Origin of the sequence: Nonlabens sp. MIC269 (assembly GCF_001430865.1) — a bacterium.
GTDB lineage: Bacteria > Bacteroidota > Bacteroidia > Flavobacteriales > Flavobacteriaceae > Nonlabens > Nonlabens tegetincola.
In genome coordinates this window covers 2,142,477-2,159,730 of record NZ_CP011373.1, presented here as the reverse complement: position 1 = coordinate 2,159,730, position 17,254 = coordinate 2,142,477, and the positions used below count along the sequence as shown (strand labels likewise).

The window sequence follows — 17,254 nt, the reverse complement described above, 5'->3', positions numbered from 1 at the left end:
CAACAAGAGTTTTTTAATAGAAATCATTGCTTTGAACTTAGATTAAATCTTGAGTAAGTAACAAATATCTTAATTTTCATTAACATAGCGTTAACTGTAAGCTAATTATTAACACGCCTACCACTCTAGTTGGTTAAATTAAAGACCTTAGTTGTATCTTTGCAACCGCATTTTAACGCTTTTAAAGCGATAGTATTTTATGAAAGTAGAAGATCTTTTGGATGATATAAACGACCACGATCACTCATGGTCCAGTGAAGAAACACCGCTACGTGAAGACGCTTTTAGTCTTACCGATGAGGAAAAGATAGAGAGTATTAAAAAAGATGTTCATAACATCTTACAAACATTGGGAATGGACATGACCGATGACAGCCTGCAGGGAACACCTAAAAGGGTTGCAAAAATGTTTGTTAATGAGATCTTTGGAGGATTAAGACCCGATAAAAAACCAAAGGCAAGCACCTTTGACAATAAATACAAATACAATGAAATGTTAGTCGAGAAAAACATAACATTGTATTCTACCTGTGAACACCACTTACTACCTATAGTAGGACGTGCTCATGTTGCCTACATTTCAAATGGAACTGTGGTTGGACTTTCAAAAATGAATCGTATTGTAGATTATTATGCTAAGAGACCGCAGGTGCAAGAGCGATTAAATATCCAAATAGTGAGGGAACTTCAAAGAGTTCTTGGAACAGAGAATGTTGCCTGTGTGATTGATGCAAAACACCTTTGCGTAAATAGTCGAGGTATTCGCGACATTGAAAGTAGTACAGTTACGGGTGAGTTTGGAGGCGAATTTAAAAAGCCAGAAGTTAAAAAGGAATTTCTGGATTACATAAGTCTAGAAACCAAATTCTAGAATCAACTTCTTTACGTGATAGTTTGTTATTAATTACGCTTTCGCGAAAGCGTAACATCTAATATCTTTACCTTATAAATCAACATTATGGAATTATACCAAAGCAATGAAGTAAAGCTTTACAATTCACTTAATGGCCAAAAGGAAGTTTTTACTCCTATAACGCCAGGAAGAATAGGTATGTATGTATGTGGACCTACTGTTTACAGCAATGTACACCTAGGGAATTGTCGTACTTTCATAAGCTTTGATATGATATTTAGGTATCTAAAGCATCTAGGATATAAAGTGCGATACGTACGTAATATTACCGATGCTGGCCACCTAACCGATGATGCCGATCAAGGAGAAGACAAAATATCCAAAAAAGCTAGACTAGAAAAGCTAGAACCTATGGAAGTGGTACAGCAGTATACCCTAGACTTTCATAACGTAATGAGGCAGTTTAATGCCTTACCACCCAGCATTGAACCTACTGCAACTGGACACATTGTTGAGCAAATTGAAATTATCAAAAACATCATTGATAAAGGTTATGCGTATGAGCGTAACGGATCTATCTATTTTGATGTCGTTAAATTCAATACTGATCATCGTTACGGAAAATTAAGCGGCAGAAATCTAGAGGATATGATCGCAAACACACGTGACCTTAATGCTCAGGATGAAAAAGAAAATGCTCAAGATTTTGCCTTGTGGAAAAAAGCAAATCCAGATCATATCATGAGATGGCCTAGCCCATGGGGTGATGGTTTTCCCGGTTGGCATTTAGAATGTACTGTGATGAGCAGTAAATATTTAGGAGATACCTTTGATATTCACGGTGGTGGAATGGATCTTAAATTTCCACATCATGAATGTGAAATTGCTCAAGGTGAAGCAGCACACGGTTGTAGCCCAGTAAATTACTGGTTACACGCTAATATGCTGACACTTAATGGCAAAAAAATGTCAAAATCAACTGGTAACAGCATTTTGCCTAAAGAACTATTTACCGGTGATAACGACTTCATGGAAAAAGGTTTTTCACCTAGTGTAGTGCGTTTCTTCATGATGCAAGCTCATTACCGATCTGTTTTAGATTTTAGTAATGATGCTATCCTAGCGGCTGAAAAAGGTTATAATCGTATTAATGAAGCTATTACTTTATTAGACAAACTACCTGTTTCTCAAACTAGTAGCTTTTCCATTAATGAATGGAAAGAGAAATGTTATGCAGCGATGAATGATGACTTTAACACTCCTATTCTAGTAGCAGAATTATTTGAAGGAGCGAGTTTAATTCAAAAAATAAACAGCGGTTCAGAATCTATAAATCAAGAGGACTTAACAGTGTTGCAGCAAACTTTCAGGGATTTTTTCTATGATGTTTTAGGTCTAAAAAGTTCTCAAGAATCCTTAATTGGTGATGAAACAGAGCACTTAGATAAAGCTATGCAATTGTTAATTGATTTAAGAGCACAGGCTAGAGCAAATCGTGATTTTGCAACAAGTGACAAAATCAGGGATCAATTACTAGAAGCTGGAATTCAACTTAAAGATGGTCCAGACGGAACTACTTATACCTTATAAGCGCTTAGACTTAAAGCTATACTGATACCATCGTTTTTTAAATGATTATCATTATAGTTGATTAAAGGGATTACTATTTATGCATAGTTATAAATAGTTCTAAACTAGAAATTAAAATGCCACAGTTTTAATTCATGTTGAACTTGTTTAATTTTATAGACGAATAAATTAGATTGAAAAAGTGGCTTACATATCCTTTTCTAGGAATAATTTGGGTTTATCAAAATGCGATATCTCCCTTTACTCCTGCTAGTTGTAGATACACTCCTACATGTTCTAGCTATTCAAAAGAAGCTCTTATTAAGCATGGTTTTTTTAAAGGTGGCTGGCTAGCCATTAAACGTATTTCTAGCTGTCATCCATGGGGTGGCAGTGGTCATGACCCAGTACCTTAATTCTCCAATTATACGTTTTTACTATCTTATATCTAACAATGTCTTTTGTAAATTCGCCATTAAAATAAGTTAGTGAGTCCTAATCAGATATTATTTACAATCATCGGTTATTTTACCGTACTAATTGGTATTTCCTTTTTAGTAGGTCGTAAAAATGATAGTGCAACCTTTTTTAGAGGTAACCGTTCTTCACCATGGTACATAGTTGCCTTTGGGATGATAGGTGCTTCATTGAGCGGTGTAACCTTTATAAGTATTCCGGGTAATGTTGAGGCAGATTCTATGGGATATTTTCAAGTTGTACTTGGGTATACCTTAGGGTATCTTGTAATAGGAACAGTCTTGCTTCCCATGTATTACAGACTCAATCTAACTAGTATTTATACCTATTTAAATGATAGATACGGAAAATCGGCTCAATATACCGGATCCAGCTTTTTCCTATTGAGTAGAGTTGTAGGAGCGAGTTTTAGGCTTTATTTGGTGGCAGGCGTACTTCAAACTTTTGTTTTTGATCCTATGCAAGTAGGGATTGAATTTTGGCAAACGGTAACTCTTACTGTTATTCTTATTTGGTTGTATACGTTTAAAAGCGGTATTAAAACCATTGTATGGACAGACACCTTGCAAACTTTGTTTATGCTTATAGCAGTAGGTGTAGCCTTGTATTTCCTTTATGAGAGACTAGAATTCACTTCTTTTAATAACTTAATTGATTATATAAATAGCAGTAACTACTCTCAAGTATTCTTTTTTGATGATTGGAAAAGTGATCAATATTTCTGGAAACAATTTTTATCTGGTGCATTTATAGCAATTGTAATGACAGGATTAGATCAAGATATGATGCAAAAAAACTTGACTTGTCGCAGTCTCAAAGACGCTCAAAAGAATATGTTTTGGTTCACGATTGTGCTTACCATAGTTAATTTATTATTTCTAGTACTAGGAGTTCTTTTAACTGCCTTTGCCAAAGCGGAAAACATTCAAGCTTCTAAGGACAGCTTGTTCCCTGCTATTGCGTTACAAAGTGATATGGGAATAGGACTAGGACTTGTATTTATGCTAGGACTTGTTGCCGCTGCTTATAGCAGTGCTGACAGTGCTCTAACTTCACTTACCACCTCATTTTCTGTCGATATTTTAAACGTAGAAAAAAACTACTCTGAATCTAGGCAAAAGAAAGTACGTATGTTAACACATATCGCGTTTTCAATCCTATTAATTCTTGTGATAGTAAGTTTTGAATACGTGATCCAAGATGCCAGTGTAATTACTAAACTTTTTGTTTTTGCTGGTTACACCTATGGACCACTTTTAGGTTTGTTTAGCTTTGGAATACTCACTTCGCTTAAACCTCATCGATACAGCGTTCCTGTTATAGCGATAATATCTCCATTTATTGCCTACACCGTGAGTGTACTAGCCGAAAAAGCGGGATTTGAATTTGGGTTTTTTATTCTTTTATTAAATGGTGCAATAACCTTTTCGTTGTTATTGATTGCGTCAATATTACTGCCTTCTAAATCAGTACATAATTAGTATTGGTTTGTACCTAGCATTACTAAAGTACATGCCACTTCTACCTCTATACCATTTGACCTTAGAATTTCATAAAATTCAGGGTTTTCTGTGCCAGGATTAAAAATGACACGTTTAGGCTTAAGACTTAAAATGTAATCGTAATAAGGCTGCTGTCTCTTTGGATTTAAATATAAAGTCACCGTGTGAATATCCTCATATTGTGGTTGATCAGTATCAATAGTTACTCCTGCAACCTCACCAGTTTTCAAACCTATAGCTACGGTAGGAACCTGATAAGATTCCAGTCTATTTATAGCCATGTTTGAGTAACGGTCTGTTTTAAGGGATGCTCCTAATACAAGTGTTTTTTTAGACATATTTAAGATTTAAGCTGTAACATTTCAACAAAGTTAGCGTCTTTTAATTGAAGGACGTGATAAACCCTTTACGATTTATTTGATAATTGAATTGTTTGAAAAAGAAAAATTCAAAGGTTAACGTTTCGTATAATTCATAATTAATGGTTGGTGTTATTGTACGATAACTAGAAATCCCGAGCTTGCAGGCTCGGGATTTTGTTTATATAAAGAATTCAAATAGAATAACTAATCAGTTTTTCTAAAATAACTACCATTTAATTACTGCACTACCCCAAGTAAATCCACTTCCAAAGGCGGCAAGAACGACCGTATCTCCTTCTTTTACTTTACCTTCTTCCCACGCTTCACACAACGCTATTGGGATAGAGGCTGCAGTCGTATTTCCATAGCGCTGTATGTTGTTGTATACTTTGTCATCAGATAATTGAAATTTCTTTTGAATGAACTGTGAGATACGCAAGTTAGCCTGATGCGGCACGAGCATATCAATATCATTAACATCCAATCCATTAGTTTTCAATCCTTCCATTATCACTTCACTAAAACGGACTACTGCATTTTTAAATACAAACTGGCCATTCATATATGGGTAGTAAGGAATATCTTCCTGTGGATTCTCCTCAATTATTTGAGGAACCCAATGGTTAGTAGAAGGACCTTTAAGAGAAAGTTCTAGCGCGTGTTTCCCTTCACTATGTAAATGTGTTGAAAGTACTCCATGACCTTCTTGTTCTGATCGAGTAAGAACGGCGGCTCCTGCTCCATCACCAAAAATTACCGTTACACCACGACCACGAGTAGAAAAATCTAATCCACCGCTGTGATTTTCTGATCCTATTAAAAGTACATTTTTATACATACCTGTTTTAATGAATTGATCAGCTACAGAGATTCCATAAATAAAACCACTACATTGATTACGTATATCAAGGGCTGGACAAGTATGAATTCCCATCATATCTTGTACTTGAACACCACATCCTGGAAAGTAATAATCGGGAGATAGGGTTGCAAAAATGATTAAATCAATCTCATCCTTAGATATTCCAGCTCGATCAAGAGCAATTTCGGCAGCTTTCACTCCCATTACTGCGGTTGAATTTCCATCGCCTTTTTTAATATGACGTCGTTCCTTAATACCTGTACGCTCTTGAATCCACGCATCATTTGTATCCATTAATTTAGAAAGATCATCATTAGTCACCACATTTTCAGGGACATACTTTCCCATTCCGGCTATTCTAGAAGTGTACATATTTATTGTTTAAAAGCCTTGCAAGATAATAACCCACTACCCTATCTTGCTATGGTTTCCTTTAGTTTTTATATGCATGCATAATAAGTTGTTTTCTAGTAATCTTCCCGAATTACCTGATGGTGAACTACATTATGTAGGTAATTATTACGCTTTCGCGAAAGCGGACACATTACAGCGTACAATTATTGAGGAAACGAAATGGCGCCAGAACAAAATAAAGTTGTTTGGAAAAGAGCACCTTGAACCTAGGCTTACTCAATTATATGGTGATCCAAAATTGAATTATGGATATTCGGGTATTGAATTTGAACCCTTGCCCTGGACCAAAACGTTAGCCATGATTAAAAAAGATGTTGAACAACTTGCTCAAACCGACTTCAATATTTGTTTGCTTAATTTATATAGAGATGGGAATGATTCTAACGGATGGCACGCAGACGATGAAAAAGCTCTAGGTGAAAATCCAACTATTGCATCAGTAAGTTTTGGTGAGGAACGATTTTTTCACTTAAAACATAACACGCTTAAGCAACACCGATATAAGTTTAAACTGCAGCACGGCAGTGTGCTAATAATGAGCGGTGGCACGCAACATTTTTATAAACATCAAATTGCCAAAACGAAAAAGACTATAAAACCGCGATTAAACTTAACCTTTAGAAAGGTAATTAGCGATTAACGTTTAGCTATTTTATTACCTGTAGATCGCTGTCTAGAACACTTGAATCTATCAATGCCTTCCATGCGTTGTGCTCTATGTTTTGTAGAACGACCTTGAACACGCTCACGCCACATTTTAAAACTACTAGGTTTCATTTGATTGCGCATGATTTTGATAACCTCGCCTTCAGAAACGCCGAATTGAGCCTCGATAGCATCAAATGGAGTGCGGTCTTCCCAGCCCATTTCTACTATACGATCAATAGCTCTTTCGTCTAAGTTTTTGATTATGTCTTTTGCTCTTGCCATAGTGATATAGTCGCTTCAATATTTATTCATTACATTGATAGTAGCAGATAATACTCTTTTTTTTACCTTTAAATATGCAAAATAAAAATTTTATAGAGTACTTAATTATTGCTCTTAATCTAATCCCGTTTCTTTATTTAGGCTTTATTTACAGCGAATTACCAGAAGAAGTAGCCATGCATTTTAATTCTAGCGGACAAGTGGATAGAATGGGAAGCAAAAAGGAATTGTGGATACTTCCTATCCTTTTATGTGGCGTCATGTATTTTTTGTTTAAGTACCTACCTCAACTAGATCCTAAAAACAATAATTCTAGGATATGGCCAGGACTTAGGTTAGGCCTTACAGTTTTTATGAGTACCATCAGCATTATCATTATTTACGCTTGTTCACATACAGATTCATCAACCTTCAGTAAAGAACTACCTAGATTAATCTTTGCTGGTGTGGGATTATTGTTTGTTTTATTGGGATTATATATGAGACATATTAAACCTAATTATTTCATCGGAATACGCACGCCATGGACGCTAGAGAGTAATGATGTATGGAAAAAAACACATTATTACGGTGGATACTGGTTTTTAATAGCAGGGATCGTAATGGTAATTTCTAGTATACTATTCTCCATGCAAACAACGTTTATTATTGTCATGTCAGCTACCATTGGCATAGCAATTGCAAGTTTTGCATACAGTTATTATTTATATCAAAAACCAGGTAAGAGCTAATGAAGTATTTTCTAGTATTCACTTTATTTATTGTAAGTATTTCTTTAAATGCACAAGACGTTTTCAGTAAAGGTCAAATGCAAAAGGAACAAATCGATCCTACCATCTATAATATTAATGATAATATTCAAGGCTCTCTGCTGGTTCCCGATACATTGCAACCAGTACCGCTAGTGATTTTTATTGCAGGACAAGGCGCCGTTGATAGAAATGGAAATGAGCCTAGAACAAGAAGCAATCACTACAAACAATTAGCAGACAGTTTGTTATCTAAGGGTATAGCTAGTTATCGTTATGATAAGCGTACTCTTACACTAATGAAAAATAGAAAACCTACGGATGAGGTTACTTTAAACACATTCATTACCGATGCGAGAGTTACCGTAAAAACGTTTAATAGAGATGATAGATTCTCTAAAATCTATTTATTAGGACATGGCCAAGGGTCACTGATAGCTATGAGAGTTTATGACGAATCCATTTCTGGGGTAATTTCTATTGCAGGTCACGGCCAGTCTATCGATGATTTAATAGTGGATCAAATATCTAAAGAAATCCCAGGTCTAGATAAGGTAGCAAGAGCAACCTTTGACAAAATAAAAAAGCAGGAAAAACCTGTTAAAAACATTGAACGAGATCTTTGGAATGTAGCAAATCCTGGAATCCAACCTTTTATGAAAAGTTGGATGAAATATGACCCAACAAAGCTGATAAAAAAAATAGAATGTCCGATTCTTTTATTAAACGGTGATAAGAACAGACAGGTTTCTACCATGCAAACTGAACTGTTACATGAAGCATCACCTAGTTCTAAAAAGGTGATTATTACAGGCATGAATTATGTATTTAAAAAAGTTGGCGATGATGAAATTGTTGCAGCAAAAAGCTATGTGGAGCCCAACTTTCCTATTCACCCTGAACTAATTAATCAAGTACATACGTTTGTAACAGAATAGTTACAAATTATTCTCGTTTCATTGTATTTTGCAGGCAACCTTTAAAACAAGCCTGTATCAATGGATATTCCTAAAATTGAAAACGCAGCACCATTAATCACCAATGACGCAATAGTCTTTGGACTTTTAATGATTTGTCTAGCTATTGTGTTTTATGCCTCGTCAAGAGAAGACGGATTTTGGAAAAAATTCTTTACTTATGTTCCCGCCTTACTCATGTGCTATTTATTACCTAGTTTTTTGAGCACAACTGGAATTATATCTGGTGAATCGTGGCAAATTATTGAAAATGGAAAGCTAGTTGAAAAGGAGTCTAACCTATACTACATGGCCAGTCGTTACTTACTTCCTGCAGCACTTGTTCTTATGACCCTTTCCATTGATCTTAAAGCCGTTTTTAATTTAGGTTCAAAAGCACTACTCATGTTTTTGACTGGTACCGCTGGAATTATTATTGGCGGACCACTAGCAGTACTATTAATAGGTTCTTTTATACCAGAGGCTATAGGTGGTGAAGGCACAGACGCTGTTTGGCGAGGACTAGCTACACTAGCCGGAAGCTGGATAGGTGGTGGAGCAAATCAAACTGCCATGTTAGAAGTATATGAATATAGCCAAGATAAATACGGTGGTATGGTAATCGTAGACATTGTTGTAGCAAACTTATGGATGGCAATTTTGCTTTTCGGTATCGGTAAAAGTCAACTGTTCGATAAATGGACCAAAGCTGATAATACAGCCATAGAAGAACTCAAACAAAAAGTTAGCGATTATACTACTGCTGTAAAGCGAGAAGCTACAGTTACAGATATTTTTGTAATGTCTGGAATCGGTTTTGGCGCTGTAGCAGTATCACACTTACTTTCAGAGTTTCTGTCTTCAACTTTTCAAGCAAATGAATCGATAGCTGGTAACATTTATTTGTCCTTTTTGACTAGTGGTTTTTTCTGGATTATTGCTATAGCTACTTTGATTGGAATCTTACTTTCTTTTACTCCAGCTAAACGTTATGAAGGCACAGGAGCAAGTAGAATAGGCGGTATATTCATTTACATACTAGTAGCAACGATAGGTATGAAAATGGACTTAACTAAAATAATGGATAATCCATTCATAATTCTAATCGGCCTGGTGTGGATGTTTTTCCATGCGATGTTATTAATAATCGTGGCAAAACTTATTAAAGCTCCTTACTTTTTCCTAGCTGTGGGAAGTCAAGCAAATGTAGGTGGTGCTGCCAGCGCTCCAGTTGTAGCTGCCGAGTTTCACCCATCCTTAACCAGCGTGGGCGTTCTACTTGCTGTATTTGGATATGTAGTAGGAACTCTAGGAGCTATTGCCTGCACAATTCTTATGCAACTGGCAGCAACAGCCTAGTATTTTACAAGGATATAATGCATATTTGCACCTCAAATTTTTGAAATGAAAAATCTCATCATCTTAATTCTTTTATTTGCTGGAATCACGGCTTGTTCTGATTCAAAAGGCACTCTTACCGTTAATGGAAATATTAAGGGGCTAAAACAAGGAACCGTATATCTTCAAAAATTAGTAGACACAACCATCGTAAACGTTGATAGTATAAAAATAGATGGTGAGCCTGTATTTAAATTAACGACTCCACTAGAAAATCCAGAAATTTTATATCTATATCTTGATATTAAAGATGGCGTTAAATATGATGACCGTATACAATTTTTTGCTGAAGATACAATTATCAATATAGAAACTAACCTAGAGAAGTTTGAAGATAATGCTCAAATCACTGGTTCAAAGAATCAAGATATTTTAAATATTTATGAGACGAACAAAAAGCCTTTAAACCAGGTCTATACTAAGTTAGTACAACGCAGTATGCAATTGAATGCAATGGAAGACGTTTCTCAGGAAAAAATTGATTCACTTACAACTGCTTACGATAAATACCTGCGTAAAAAAGTCCTATATGCGATCAACTATGCTCAATTGCACAAAGATTACGAAGTATCTCCATATATCCTTGTAAAAGATGCTTTTGATGCAAAGGCAGAACTACTAGATAGCGCTTATCAAATGATGCCAAAAAAAATTCAGACAAGTCGTTATGGAAAACAACTGTCTGAATTAATTAAAACTAATAAAGAATTATAGAGCGTTTATACGATCAGCTAATTGGTTAGCTTCGTTTTGTAAATCAACTCTTACTTGTTTTAAATGACTTGCTCTATTTTCTACGCTGCGGTCGTTAACACGTGCGATAAGAGCGTCAAAAGTTTTTATACTATCGTCTATAATTTCTTCAGATTTTTTATGATCAGATTCTGGATGCGCTCCTTGATGGATAATTGCCGCATCAATGATATCACCTAGTACATAGTTGATATCTTGCTTTAAGTGTCTTATGCTTGCCATAATTGTGAATTTATGGCAAAAATAACCTATTTATTAATCTTATGATATAGAAACCTGTAGCACTTTTGCACCTGTGGCTGAATGCAAATCAACAGCTACTAGGCTCGCTGGCAATAAAACTGTTTCTACTGGTTTTAATGTTACATTTTCATCATCTACCTCAATATCGATAATTGTATTACCTACATTCATAAGCACTACAAAAGATTCGAGCTGTGCTGGGTTTATCTGGTAATGATCATCAAAACTCACATAGTCTGTTTTAAAGTATCTATTTGTCGCAAGATTTTGACTACCCGTTTTGGAAGGATTATAATTAATATGGTGACCTTTAACTTTGTTATAATCAGCAACGTCAATGGTATCCTGAATATGTAATTCTCTGGTATTACCTTCATCATCCTTGCGGTCAAAGTCATAGACCCGATAGGTAATATCACTACTTTGTTGAATTTCAGCAAGGGTTATTCCACCACCTATAGCATGAATTAATCCAGGCTTGATAAAGAATGCATCGCCTGTTTTAACTTGCTGTTTATTTAATAAATCTAGTAAGGATTTTTCTTGTATCGCTTTCGCGAAAGCGTCCTTATCACAATCCTCATTAAAACCCATAATTAATCGCGCACCATCATCCGCATGCATGATATACCACATCTCAGTTTTACCAAAACTATTATGTTTCTTTTGAGCTACACTATCATCAGGATGCACTTGTATAGACAAATCTTGTGCTGCGTCTATATATTTTATAAGCAAAGGAAACTGATTTCCAAATCTATTTACACTGGTAGCTCCTAACAGTTGTAAGGGATATTGTTCAATCAATTCTGTGAGCGATTGCCCCTTATAATTACCATTGGTAATAATAGATTCATCATCGGGCACAACACTGATTTCCCAACTTTCTCCTAATTGGTTAATCGGTGGATTGATTTTTTTGAGTGTATTTAATTGATCTCCACCCCAAATTTTGGACTTAAAAATAGGTTTAAACTGTAGTGGATATAGTTTCATTAATCACCTGAATATACAACAAAGTTACGAGGTGTCTCGTATAATTTAATACTCAAATCGTATTTAGGATCTAATTTAGGTTTTATTTTTTGATAAATGACATAGGCAATATGTTCTGCCGTAGGAATTAAGGTTTTAAATTCAGGAACTTCTTCATTGAGATTTTTGTGATCAAATGCATCTTCTACTTGTTCTTTGATGATATCTTTAAGTATTTTCAAATCAATCAAATAACCAGTTTCTGGATCAACTTCACCTGTCACACCTACTTCTAATTCGTAATTGTGACCGTGAAAATGTGGATTGCTACATTTCCCAAATATTGATTCGTTTTGTTCACTAGACCAATCTGGTCTAAACAGTCGATGTGCTGCATTAAAATGCGCTTTACGATATGCTGTTAATCTCATGAGATGAATTTGTAATATTTATCAAAAATAATTTTGAACCAAGCTGTATACTCATGTGGATTTTCATCCATATGAGTTTTAATTTCTTGAGCTGTCATCCATTTATAAGCTGCTACTTCATCTGGATTAATTACAGGCTCATCATTGTAATAACCTATCATCACGTGATCTAATTCGTGTTCTGTAAGGCCATTATCAAACGGAGCTATGTATATGAAATTGAAAAGTTCTTTAAGCTCTGTAGAAAATCCCATTTCCTCTTGTAGTCTTCTTTTACCTGCCTCAATATTAGTCTCACCATCTCGTTGATGACTACAACATGTGTTAGTCCATAAGCCTGGTGAATGATACTTGTGTAATGCTCGTTGCTGCAACATAATTTGTTGCTTATCATTTACTACAAATACGGAAAACGCACGATGCAATAATGCTTTTTCATGGGCCTCAATTTTTTCCATAAGGCCTACTTTTTCATCGTTTTCATTTACCAGTATGACTTGCTCCATTTATAAAATTTTGTTTCAAATTTACAAAAGAAGTTTAATCAACCTCTTAGTAATTTGTTAAGAGAATTGATGATAAATCACTGATTGAATATCTTGATCTAGGACTTTTTTAGAGTAGTCCCTCTGTGATCAATGGTAAAATCTACTGTAGTTGTAGAAACTGGTTTTTTCTTGTTCCCAGTTAAACGATCAACTAGCATATCTACCGCAACGGCACCTATTTCTTCACCGTGTTGAGTAACTGTAGATAGAACAGGATCCGACAAATATGAAAATTCCTCGCTAGAGAAACCTACAATTGATACGTCTTTTGGAATGTTATAATTGAGTCTATTAAGAGCACTTACCGCTACTAATCCCGATTTATTATCAATACATAGGACTCCATCAACATCGGGATGTACTTCACACATATTTTTTATGTGTTCTCTTACACCTTTTGCATTGTCAACATTGATGATGACTGGTTCTTGATTAGTATTACCTGATTTTTCTAGAGCGGTTTTATATCCTAAAATTCTAAGTTTTGCAACGCTTAAATCTCCTAAAGTATTTATAAGTATTATCTTCTTACGACCTTCTTCAATAAACATATTGACAGCGTTGAAGGTCGACATAAAGTCGTCTATTACTACCTTATCACATTCAATAGATTGTGAGGTTCTATCAAACATTACTATTGGAACATCTTGTCTAAGTAAATCTTTCAGGTGGTTTAAATCATCTTTGGCCTGCGTCTCTTGTGAAATGGAGAGTATAAATCCATCAACACTACCATTTGACAATAAGTTTATTGAGTCATTTTCTTTTGTAAAGGACTCATTTGAGATACATGTAATAATATTATATCCCAATTTATTTGCCTGTTGCTCAATCCCATATAAGGTATTTGCAAAGAAAGGGTTTAAAATATCTGGAATGATTACACCTAAGGTTTTAGTTTGTCTATTTTTTAAACTAAGTGCTAGTGTGTTTGGGCGATAATTTAATTCTTTTGCGATTTCTTTCACTCTTTTAATAGTATCCTGACTAATTTCTGGACTATCCTTTAATGCCTTAGAAACAGTAGATACTGAAACACCTAGAGTGTTGGCCAAATCTTTAAGTGTAATCATGATTTACCTTTTGTATTTCACAAATATAATGAACAAGCAACTAGCACTTAAAAAGCCATAGTCAAACTTTAATTATTAATAACATTTTCTTTTAAACCTTTACAATGGCCCAACAAAGCAATAGGAATAATAAATTTAAAAAATGTATTTCTAATAATTAGATTTGAACTATGGCTTCAGTCTTTTTTTACGATTATTTACTCACTACAATAAACTCAGATCTTCTGTTAAGTTGGTGTTGCTCCTCGGTACAATCCACACCATTTGAACATTCGTTAACCAATTGAAATTCTCCATAACCTTGAGCTGTCAATCTATCTGCATTGATTCCTTTCATTATTAAATAAGCCCTAGTAGACTTGGCTCTGCGGTCACTTAATTTCATATTATATAAATCTGGCGCACGGCTATCTGTATGGGATCTAATATCTACTTTAACAGTAGGAAATGCCTTCATAAATTGTAACACTTTTTGCAGTTCAACTTCTGCATCAGGTCTTATATTTGATTTATCAAAGTCAAAATAGATCATAGGTATATCCAGCACGCTAGCTAGATCATCACCGATTTGGAGGTTCTTAATCTTATCATCGATAGACCTTTTTAATGATATAGGTAAATCTATGGTAGCAATAACATCTGGTGTTGTTGTTACTGCATCGGCAGGAGCATACTCTTCTTTGGATGCTTGGATGGAATATGTTGATTCACATAGCACTGTAAAGGAATAAGCCGCGTCCTTTTTAACAATTACTCGTTCTACCTCGTTATTATCTACATCTAAAAGAACAACGGTTGCTCCTGGGATTAATTCTCCCGTTTCTTCATCTGTTACTACTCCTACTATTTCGTCCTTACAAGCTAAAGGTTTGTTTTGTCTTAAACTATATATATCATCAAGACCTTGTCCTGATTTTCTATTTGAACTAAAGTAACCCGTCATAGTGCTATCCTTAATGACAAATGAAAAGTCATCGTAAGAACTATTAATAGGTTTTCCTACATTGGTGATTTTTAACTTTTCGCTATCATGGGCTTCTGCAAGTGAAGTCACAAAAACATCTAATCCTCCTAATCCCATGTGTCCTGTAGATGAAAAATAAAGATCCTCTTTTTCTGAAATAAATGGGAATAACTCCTTCCCTATTGTATTTACAGCAGCAAGATTCACAGGCTCTGATAATGTGCCTGTCGAATCTATTTCAACATACCAGATATCTGAACTACTCTTTCCATCCAAACCTGTTACACTTCCAGGTCTATCGCTAGAGAAATACAACCTAGATTCTTCTTTATTTAAAGCTGGGTGAGCTGTTGACCACTCGTCGCTATTGATTGCTAGTTCTTCTATATTTCCCCATCCGTCTTCTGTTTTACTAGCTCTAAATATTTTCAACTTATTTATTTCATCTTTGCTTTTCTTATACTTTTTATTGAAATAATTATTGCTGGTGTAATAGATCGTTTGACCGTCTTTCGTGAATACTGCATTACTTTCATGAAATTTAGTATTCAATTTTTGATCGCCATTTCCAAATTTTCTAGGATTAACAAGTTCTAAACTTGTTCTATCAATTTGAGCAACGTATAAATCTAAAAACTGTCGTTCACTCCATTTATGACGTCTGTTAATCATAGAAGCAGAATCCTTTGAACTTGCATATACCACTTCATTACTCCCATTAAGATAAGCGGTTCCAAATTCTTGAGACTCACTATTTATCTCTAAATTTTTAATGGTATATCTCCATGATTGAAGTTCAATCATCTCAAGATAATTTTTATCGTTTACAAAAATTTCAGTAAACGAATCTGCTCCCTTAATTTTTTGATATTCTATTAATAACGCATCAGCCTTATCATAATCCTTTACCGCTTTTAAACTTTGAACATATCTAAAATAGTATTCACTTTCTATCGCGCCATCGTTATTCTCAAATAGTTTTGTATACCATTTGTGTGAATTTGAATAGTCGTTATTGAAGTAATAAGTATCTCCTAGTTTTTTATAGACATTACTTGTCCCGTAACCGTCCTCCACCATATTTAAATACATGTGTTGTGCATCTATAAAAGCATACTCATCATATACTTTATCTGGCTCTATTACATTTCTATCTTGAGCGAGAGATATCGTGGAAACTAATCCTAGTATAACAATTAAATATTTCATTGTAACTTTTTAATTTTATTAAAAGAATCTTGGTGTGATAATTCTATCGTAGCTGTTGAACAATTCAAATCGCAAGAATAATTCATAACTACCGTCGTTGTATATCGCATTACCTAATTCTGTAGTCTCGCGATCATAGGCAAATCCTATCATCATTTGATCACTTATTTGAAATCCTACTAATCCAGTAACAGCAGCACTCCATCTATAGGCCGCTCCTACTGTAAACTTCTCGTTGAATAAGAAATTTGCCGTTAAGTCAACCTGTAAAGGTGCTCCTTGTACCATCTTTACTAGTCCAGCTGGCTTGAACTTAATGTTATCATTTAAATCAAAAACATATCCTACGGTTCCAAATAAGTGTATACGCTCCTCTGCTATAAACGTGGCTGAACTCGTGTCGTTATCCTCATCAAAATGATCCGTCTGTAATAAATTAGGCGAACTCAATCCTACGTAAAACCTATCCGTATGATAATACAGTCCTAATCCTACAGTAGGTGACAATCTATTGTCTACATTCTCACTCAATCTAGGATCTCCTGGATCAAAAATATTTAGCTTATTAAAATCAACATTTAACACGTGGATTCCTCCCTTAAGTCCAAAACTTAATCTTGCCTCGTCTCCTACAGGAATCGTATAACTAAAATCTGCCGCTACATAGGTCTCATCAGCTGGTCCTATTTCGTCATTTACAACACTCAAACCTAATCCTACTCTACTATTGGCAATAGGAGTATGAAACGACAAGGTTTGTGTACGTGGTGCTCCATCCAATCCAACCCATTGACTACGATGTAATCCAACTATACTCGCTACACCGCGATTACCAGCATAGGCCGGATTTATAACTATCGGATTATACATATACTGACTGTACTGTGGATCCTGTTGAGCTGTTAACGCTTTCGCGAAAGCGAAAAAAACAAAGACAACTATTAATTTTTTCATGCTTGTATTCTTAATAATTAATCTAGACTTAG

General features: G+C 35.0%; 19 protein-coding genes. 9 read left to right on the top strand and 10 right to left on the bottom strand.

Annotated elements, in window-relative coordinates; all coding sequences use genetic code 11:
- Positions 1 to 199: 199 nt before the first annotated feature.
- From folE to AAT17_RS09725, 4 genes are all read left to right on the top strand, one after another.
- A complete protein-coding gene (gene folE / locus AAT17_RS09740) occupies positions 200 to 871 on the top strand; it encodes a GTP cyclohydrolase I FolE (protein ID WP_042277377.1) in 672 nt (223 codons plus the stop codon).
- Between the two features lie 87 nt (positions 872 to 958).
- Positions 959 to 2,443, top strand: coding sequence for a cysteine--tRNA ligase (gene cysS / locus AAT17_RS09735; protein ID WP_060523938.1), 1,485 nt, complete (start codon positions 959 to 961; stop codon positions 2,441 to 2,443).
- Positions 2,444 to 2,616: 173 nt separating this feature from the next.
- Positions 2,617 to 2,838 (top strand): membrane protein insertion efficiency factor YidD, encoded by a 222-nt coding sequence (gene yidD, locus AAT17_RS09730; protein WP_042277375.1) that lies wholly within the window; start codon positions 2,617 to 2,619, stop codon positions 2,836 to 2,838.
- A gap of 72 nt (positions 2,839 to 2,910) precedes the next feature.
- Positions 2,911 to 4,380 carry a sodium:solute symporter gene (locus tag AAT17_RS09725; protein WP_060523937.1) on the top strand — a complete coding sequence of 490 codons (1,470 nt, stop codon included), beginning with the start codon at positions 2,911 to 2,913 and terminating at the stop codon, positions 4,378 to 4,380.
- Here the strand turns inward: AAT17_RS09725 and AAT17_RS09720 are convergent.
- Positions 4,377 to 4,739, bottom strand: a complete 363-nt coding sequence (locus AAT17_RS09720; RefSeq protein WP_060523935.1) for a CoA-binding protein — start codon at positions 4,737 to 4,739, stop codon at positions 4,377 to 4,379. The genes AAT17_RS09725 and AAT17_RS09720 overlap by 4 nt on opposite strands.
- A gap of 250 nt (positions 4,740 to 4,989) precedes the next feature.
- Positions 4,990 to 5,997, bottom strand: coding sequence for a 3-oxoacyl-ACP synthase III family protein (locus AAT17_RS09715; protein ID WP_060523933.1), 1,008 nt, complete (start codon positions 5,995 to 5,997; stop codon positions 4,990 to 4,992).
- Between the two features lie 76 nt (positions 5,998 to 6,073).
- Here AAT17_RS09715 and AAT17_RS09710 point away from each other — a divergent pair, with 76 nt between their 5' ends.
- Positions 6,074 to 6,679 carry an alpha-ketoglutarate-dependent dioxygenase AlkB gene (locus tag AAT17_RS09710; protein ID WP_060523931.1) on the top strand — a complete coding sequence of 202 codons (606 nt, stop codon included), beginning with the start codon at positions 6,074 to 6,076 and terminating at the stop codon, positions 6,677 to 6,679.
- Here the strand turns inward: AAT17_RS09710 and AAT17_RS09705 are convergent.
- Positions 6,676 to 6,969 carry a TIGR03643 family protein gene (locus AAT17_RS09705; RefSeq protein WP_060523929.1) on the bottom strand — a complete coding sequence of 98 codons (294 nt, stop codon included), beginning with the start codon at positions 6,967 to 6,969 and terminating at the stop codon, positions 6,676 to 6,678. The two genes, AAT17_RS09710 and AAT17_RS09705, sit on opposite strands and share 4 nt — an antisense overlap.
- Positions 6,970 to 7,043: 74 nt before the next feature.
- On the opposite strand from AAT17_RS09705, the gene AAT17_RS09700 reads away from it, so the two are divergent.
- From AAT17_RS09700 to AAT17_RS09685, 4 genes are read left to right on the top strand one after another with little or no spacing between them, the layout of a single operon-like run.
- On the top strand, positions 7,044 to 7,700 hold the full coding sequence (locus AAT17_RS09700) for an SdpI family protein (protein ID WP_060523928.1): 657 nt from the start codon (positions 7,044 to 7,046) through the stop codon (positions 7,698 to 7,700).
- A complete protein-coding gene (locus AAT17_RS09695; RefSeq protein WP_060523926.1) occupies positions 7,700 to 8,656 on the top strand; it encodes an alpha/beta hydrolase in 957 nt (318 codons plus the stop codon). The genes AAT17_RS09700 and AAT17_RS09695 overlap by 1 nt, the downstream gene beginning before the upstream one ends.
- 60 nt (positions 8,657 to 8,716) lie before the next feature.
- A complete protein-coding gene (locus AAT17_RS09690) occupies positions 8,717 to 10,033 on the top strand; it encodes a DUF819 domain-containing protein (protein ID WP_060523921.1) in 1,317 nt (438 codons plus the stop codon).
- 45 nt (positions 10,034 to 10,078) lie between these two features.
- The gene (locus AAT17_RS09685; RefSeq protein ID WP_060523920.1) at positions 10,079 to 10,786 is read left to right on the top strand and encodes a DUF4369 domain-containing protein; all 708 of its coding nucleotides are present in this window, start codon (positions 10,079 to 10,081) and stop codon (positions 10,784 to 10,786) included.
- Here the strand turns inward: AAT17_RS09685 and AAT17_RS09680 are convergent.
- The 7 genes from AAT17_RS09680 to AAT17_RS09650 all read right to left on the bottom strand — a co-directional run bounded on the left by AAT17_RS09680 (position 10,781) and on the right by AAT17_RS09650 (position 17,222).
- Positions 10,781 to 11,047 carry a hypothetical protein gene (locus tag AAT17_RS09680; protein ID WP_042277359.1) on the bottom strand — a complete coding sequence of 89 codons (267 nt, stop codon included), beginning with the start codon at positions 11,045 to 11,047 and terminating at the stop codon, positions 10,781 to 10,783. The genes AAT17_RS09685 and AAT17_RS09680 overlap by 6 nt on opposite strands.
- Before the next feature lie 39 nt (positions 11,048 to 11,086).
- Complete coding sequence (locus tag AAT17_RS09675) at positions 11,087 to 12,064, bottom strand: type I phosphomannose isomerase catalytic subunit (RefSeq protein ID WP_060523919.1); 978 nt, start codon at positions 12,062 to 12,064, stop codon at positions 11,087 to 11,089.
- On the bottom strand, positions 12,064 to 12,474 hold the full coding sequence (locus tag AAT17_RS09670; RefSeq protein WP_042277355.1) for a 6-carboxytetrahydropterin synthase: 411 nt from the start codon (positions 12,472 to 12,474) through the stop codon (positions 12,064 to 12,066). The genes AAT17_RS09675 and AAT17_RS09670 overlap by 1 nt, the downstream gene beginning before the upstream one ends.
- Complete coding sequence (gene idi / locus AAT17_RS09665) at positions 12,471 to 12,980, bottom strand: isopentenyl-diphosphate Delta-isomerase (RefSeq protein ID WP_042277354.1); 510 nt, start codon at positions 12,978 to 12,980, stop codon at positions 12,471 to 12,473. The genes AAT17_RS09670 and idi overlap by 4 nt, the downstream gene beginning before the upstream one ends.
- Before the next feature lie 98 nt (positions 12,981 to 13,078).
- Complete coding sequence (locus tag AAT17_RS09660; protein WP_060523918.1) at positions 13,079 to 14,095, bottom strand: LacI family DNA-binding transcriptional regulator; 1,017 nt, start codon at positions 14,093 to 14,095, stop codon at positions 13,079 to 13,081.
- A 193-nt stretch (positions 14,096 to 14,288) separates the two neighbouring features.
- Positions 14,289 to 16,268 (bottom strand): OmpA family protein, encoded by a 1,980-nt coding sequence (locus AAT17_RS09655; protein ID WP_060523916.1) that lies wholly within the window; start codon positions 16,266 to 16,268, stop codon positions 14,289 to 14,291.
- 18 nt (positions 16,269 to 16,286) lie between these two features.
- Complete coding sequence (locus tag AAT17_RS09650; protein ID WP_042280475.1) at positions 16,287 to 17,222, bottom strand: type IX secretion system membrane protein PorP/SprF; 936 nt, start codon at positions 17,220 to 17,222, stop codon at positions 16,287 to 16,289.
- Positions 17,223 to 17,254 lie beyond the last annotated feature (32 nt).

Excerpts from the sequence above, each read along its gene's own strand:
- AAT17_RS09670 (WP_042277355.1), bottom strand. The coding sequence starts at position 12,474 with ATGAGATTAACAGCATATCGTAAAGCGCATTTTAATGCAGCACATCGA.
- AAT17_RS09660 (WP_060523918.1), bottom strand. The coding sequence starts at position 14,095 with ATGATTACACTTAAAGATTTGGCCAACACTCTAGGTGTTTCAGTATCT.
- AAT17_RS09710 (WP_060523931.1), top strand. The coding sequence starts at position 6,074 with ATGCATAATAAGTTGTTTTCTAGTAATCTTCCCGAATTACCTGATGGT.
- AAT17_RS09705 (WP_060523929.1), bottom strand. The coding sequence starts at position 6,969 with ATGGCAAGAGCAAAAGACATAATCAAAAACTTAGACGAAAGAGCTATT.
- AAT17_RS09715 (WP_060523933.1), bottom strand. The coding sequence starts at position 5,997 with ATGTACACTTCTAGAATAGCCGGAATGGGAAAGTATGTCCCTGAAAAT.
- idi (WP_042277354.1), bottom strand. The coding sequence starts at position 12,980 with ATGGAGCAAGTCATACTGGTAAATGAAAACGATGAAAAAGTAGGCCTT.
- AAT17_RS09700 (WP_060523928.1), top strand. The coding sequence starts at position 7,044 with ATGCAAAATAAAAATTTTATAGAGTACTTAATTATTGCTCTTAATCTA.
- AAT17_RS09720 (WP_060523935.1), bottom strand. The coding sequence starts at position 4,739 with ATGTCTAAAAAAACACTTGTATTAGGAGCATCCCTTAAAACAGACCGT.
- cysS (WP_060523938.1), top strand. The coding sequence starts at position 959 with ATGGAATTATACCAAAGCAATGAAGTAAAGCTTTACAATTCACTTAAT.
- AAT17_RS09695 (WP_060523926.1), top strand. The coding sequence starts at position 7,700 with ATGAAGTATTTTCTAGTATTCACTTTATTTATTGTAAGTATTTCTTTA.
- AAT17_RS09650 (WP_042280475.1), bottom strand. The coding sequence starts at position 17,222 with ATGAAAAAATTAATAGTTGTCTTTGTTTTTTTCGCTTTCGCGAAAGCG.
- AAT17_RS09685 (WP_060523920.1), top strand. The coding sequence starts at position 10,079 with ATGAAAAATCTCATCATCTTAATTCTTTTATTTGCTGGAATCACGGCT.
- folE (WP_042277377.1), top strand. The coding sequence starts at position 200 with ATGAAAGTAGAAGATCTTTTGGATGATATAAACGACCACGATCACTCA.
- AAT17_RS09690 (WP_060523921.1), top strand. The coding sequence starts at position 8,717 with ATGGATATTCCTAAAATTGAAAACGCAGCACCATTAATCACCAATGAC.
- AAT17_RS09655 (WP_060523916.1), bottom strand. The coding sequence starts at position 16,268 with ATGAAATATTTAATTGTTATACTAGGATTAGTTTCCACGATATCTCTC.
- AAT17_RS09675 (WP_060523919.1), bottom strand. The coding sequence starts at position 12,064 with ATGAAACTATATCCACTACAGTTTAAACCTATTTTTAAGTCCAAAATT.
- AAT17_RS09680 (WP_042277359.1), bottom strand. The coding sequence starts at position 11,047 with ATGGCAAGCATAAGACACTTAAAGCAAGATATCAACTATGTACTAGGT.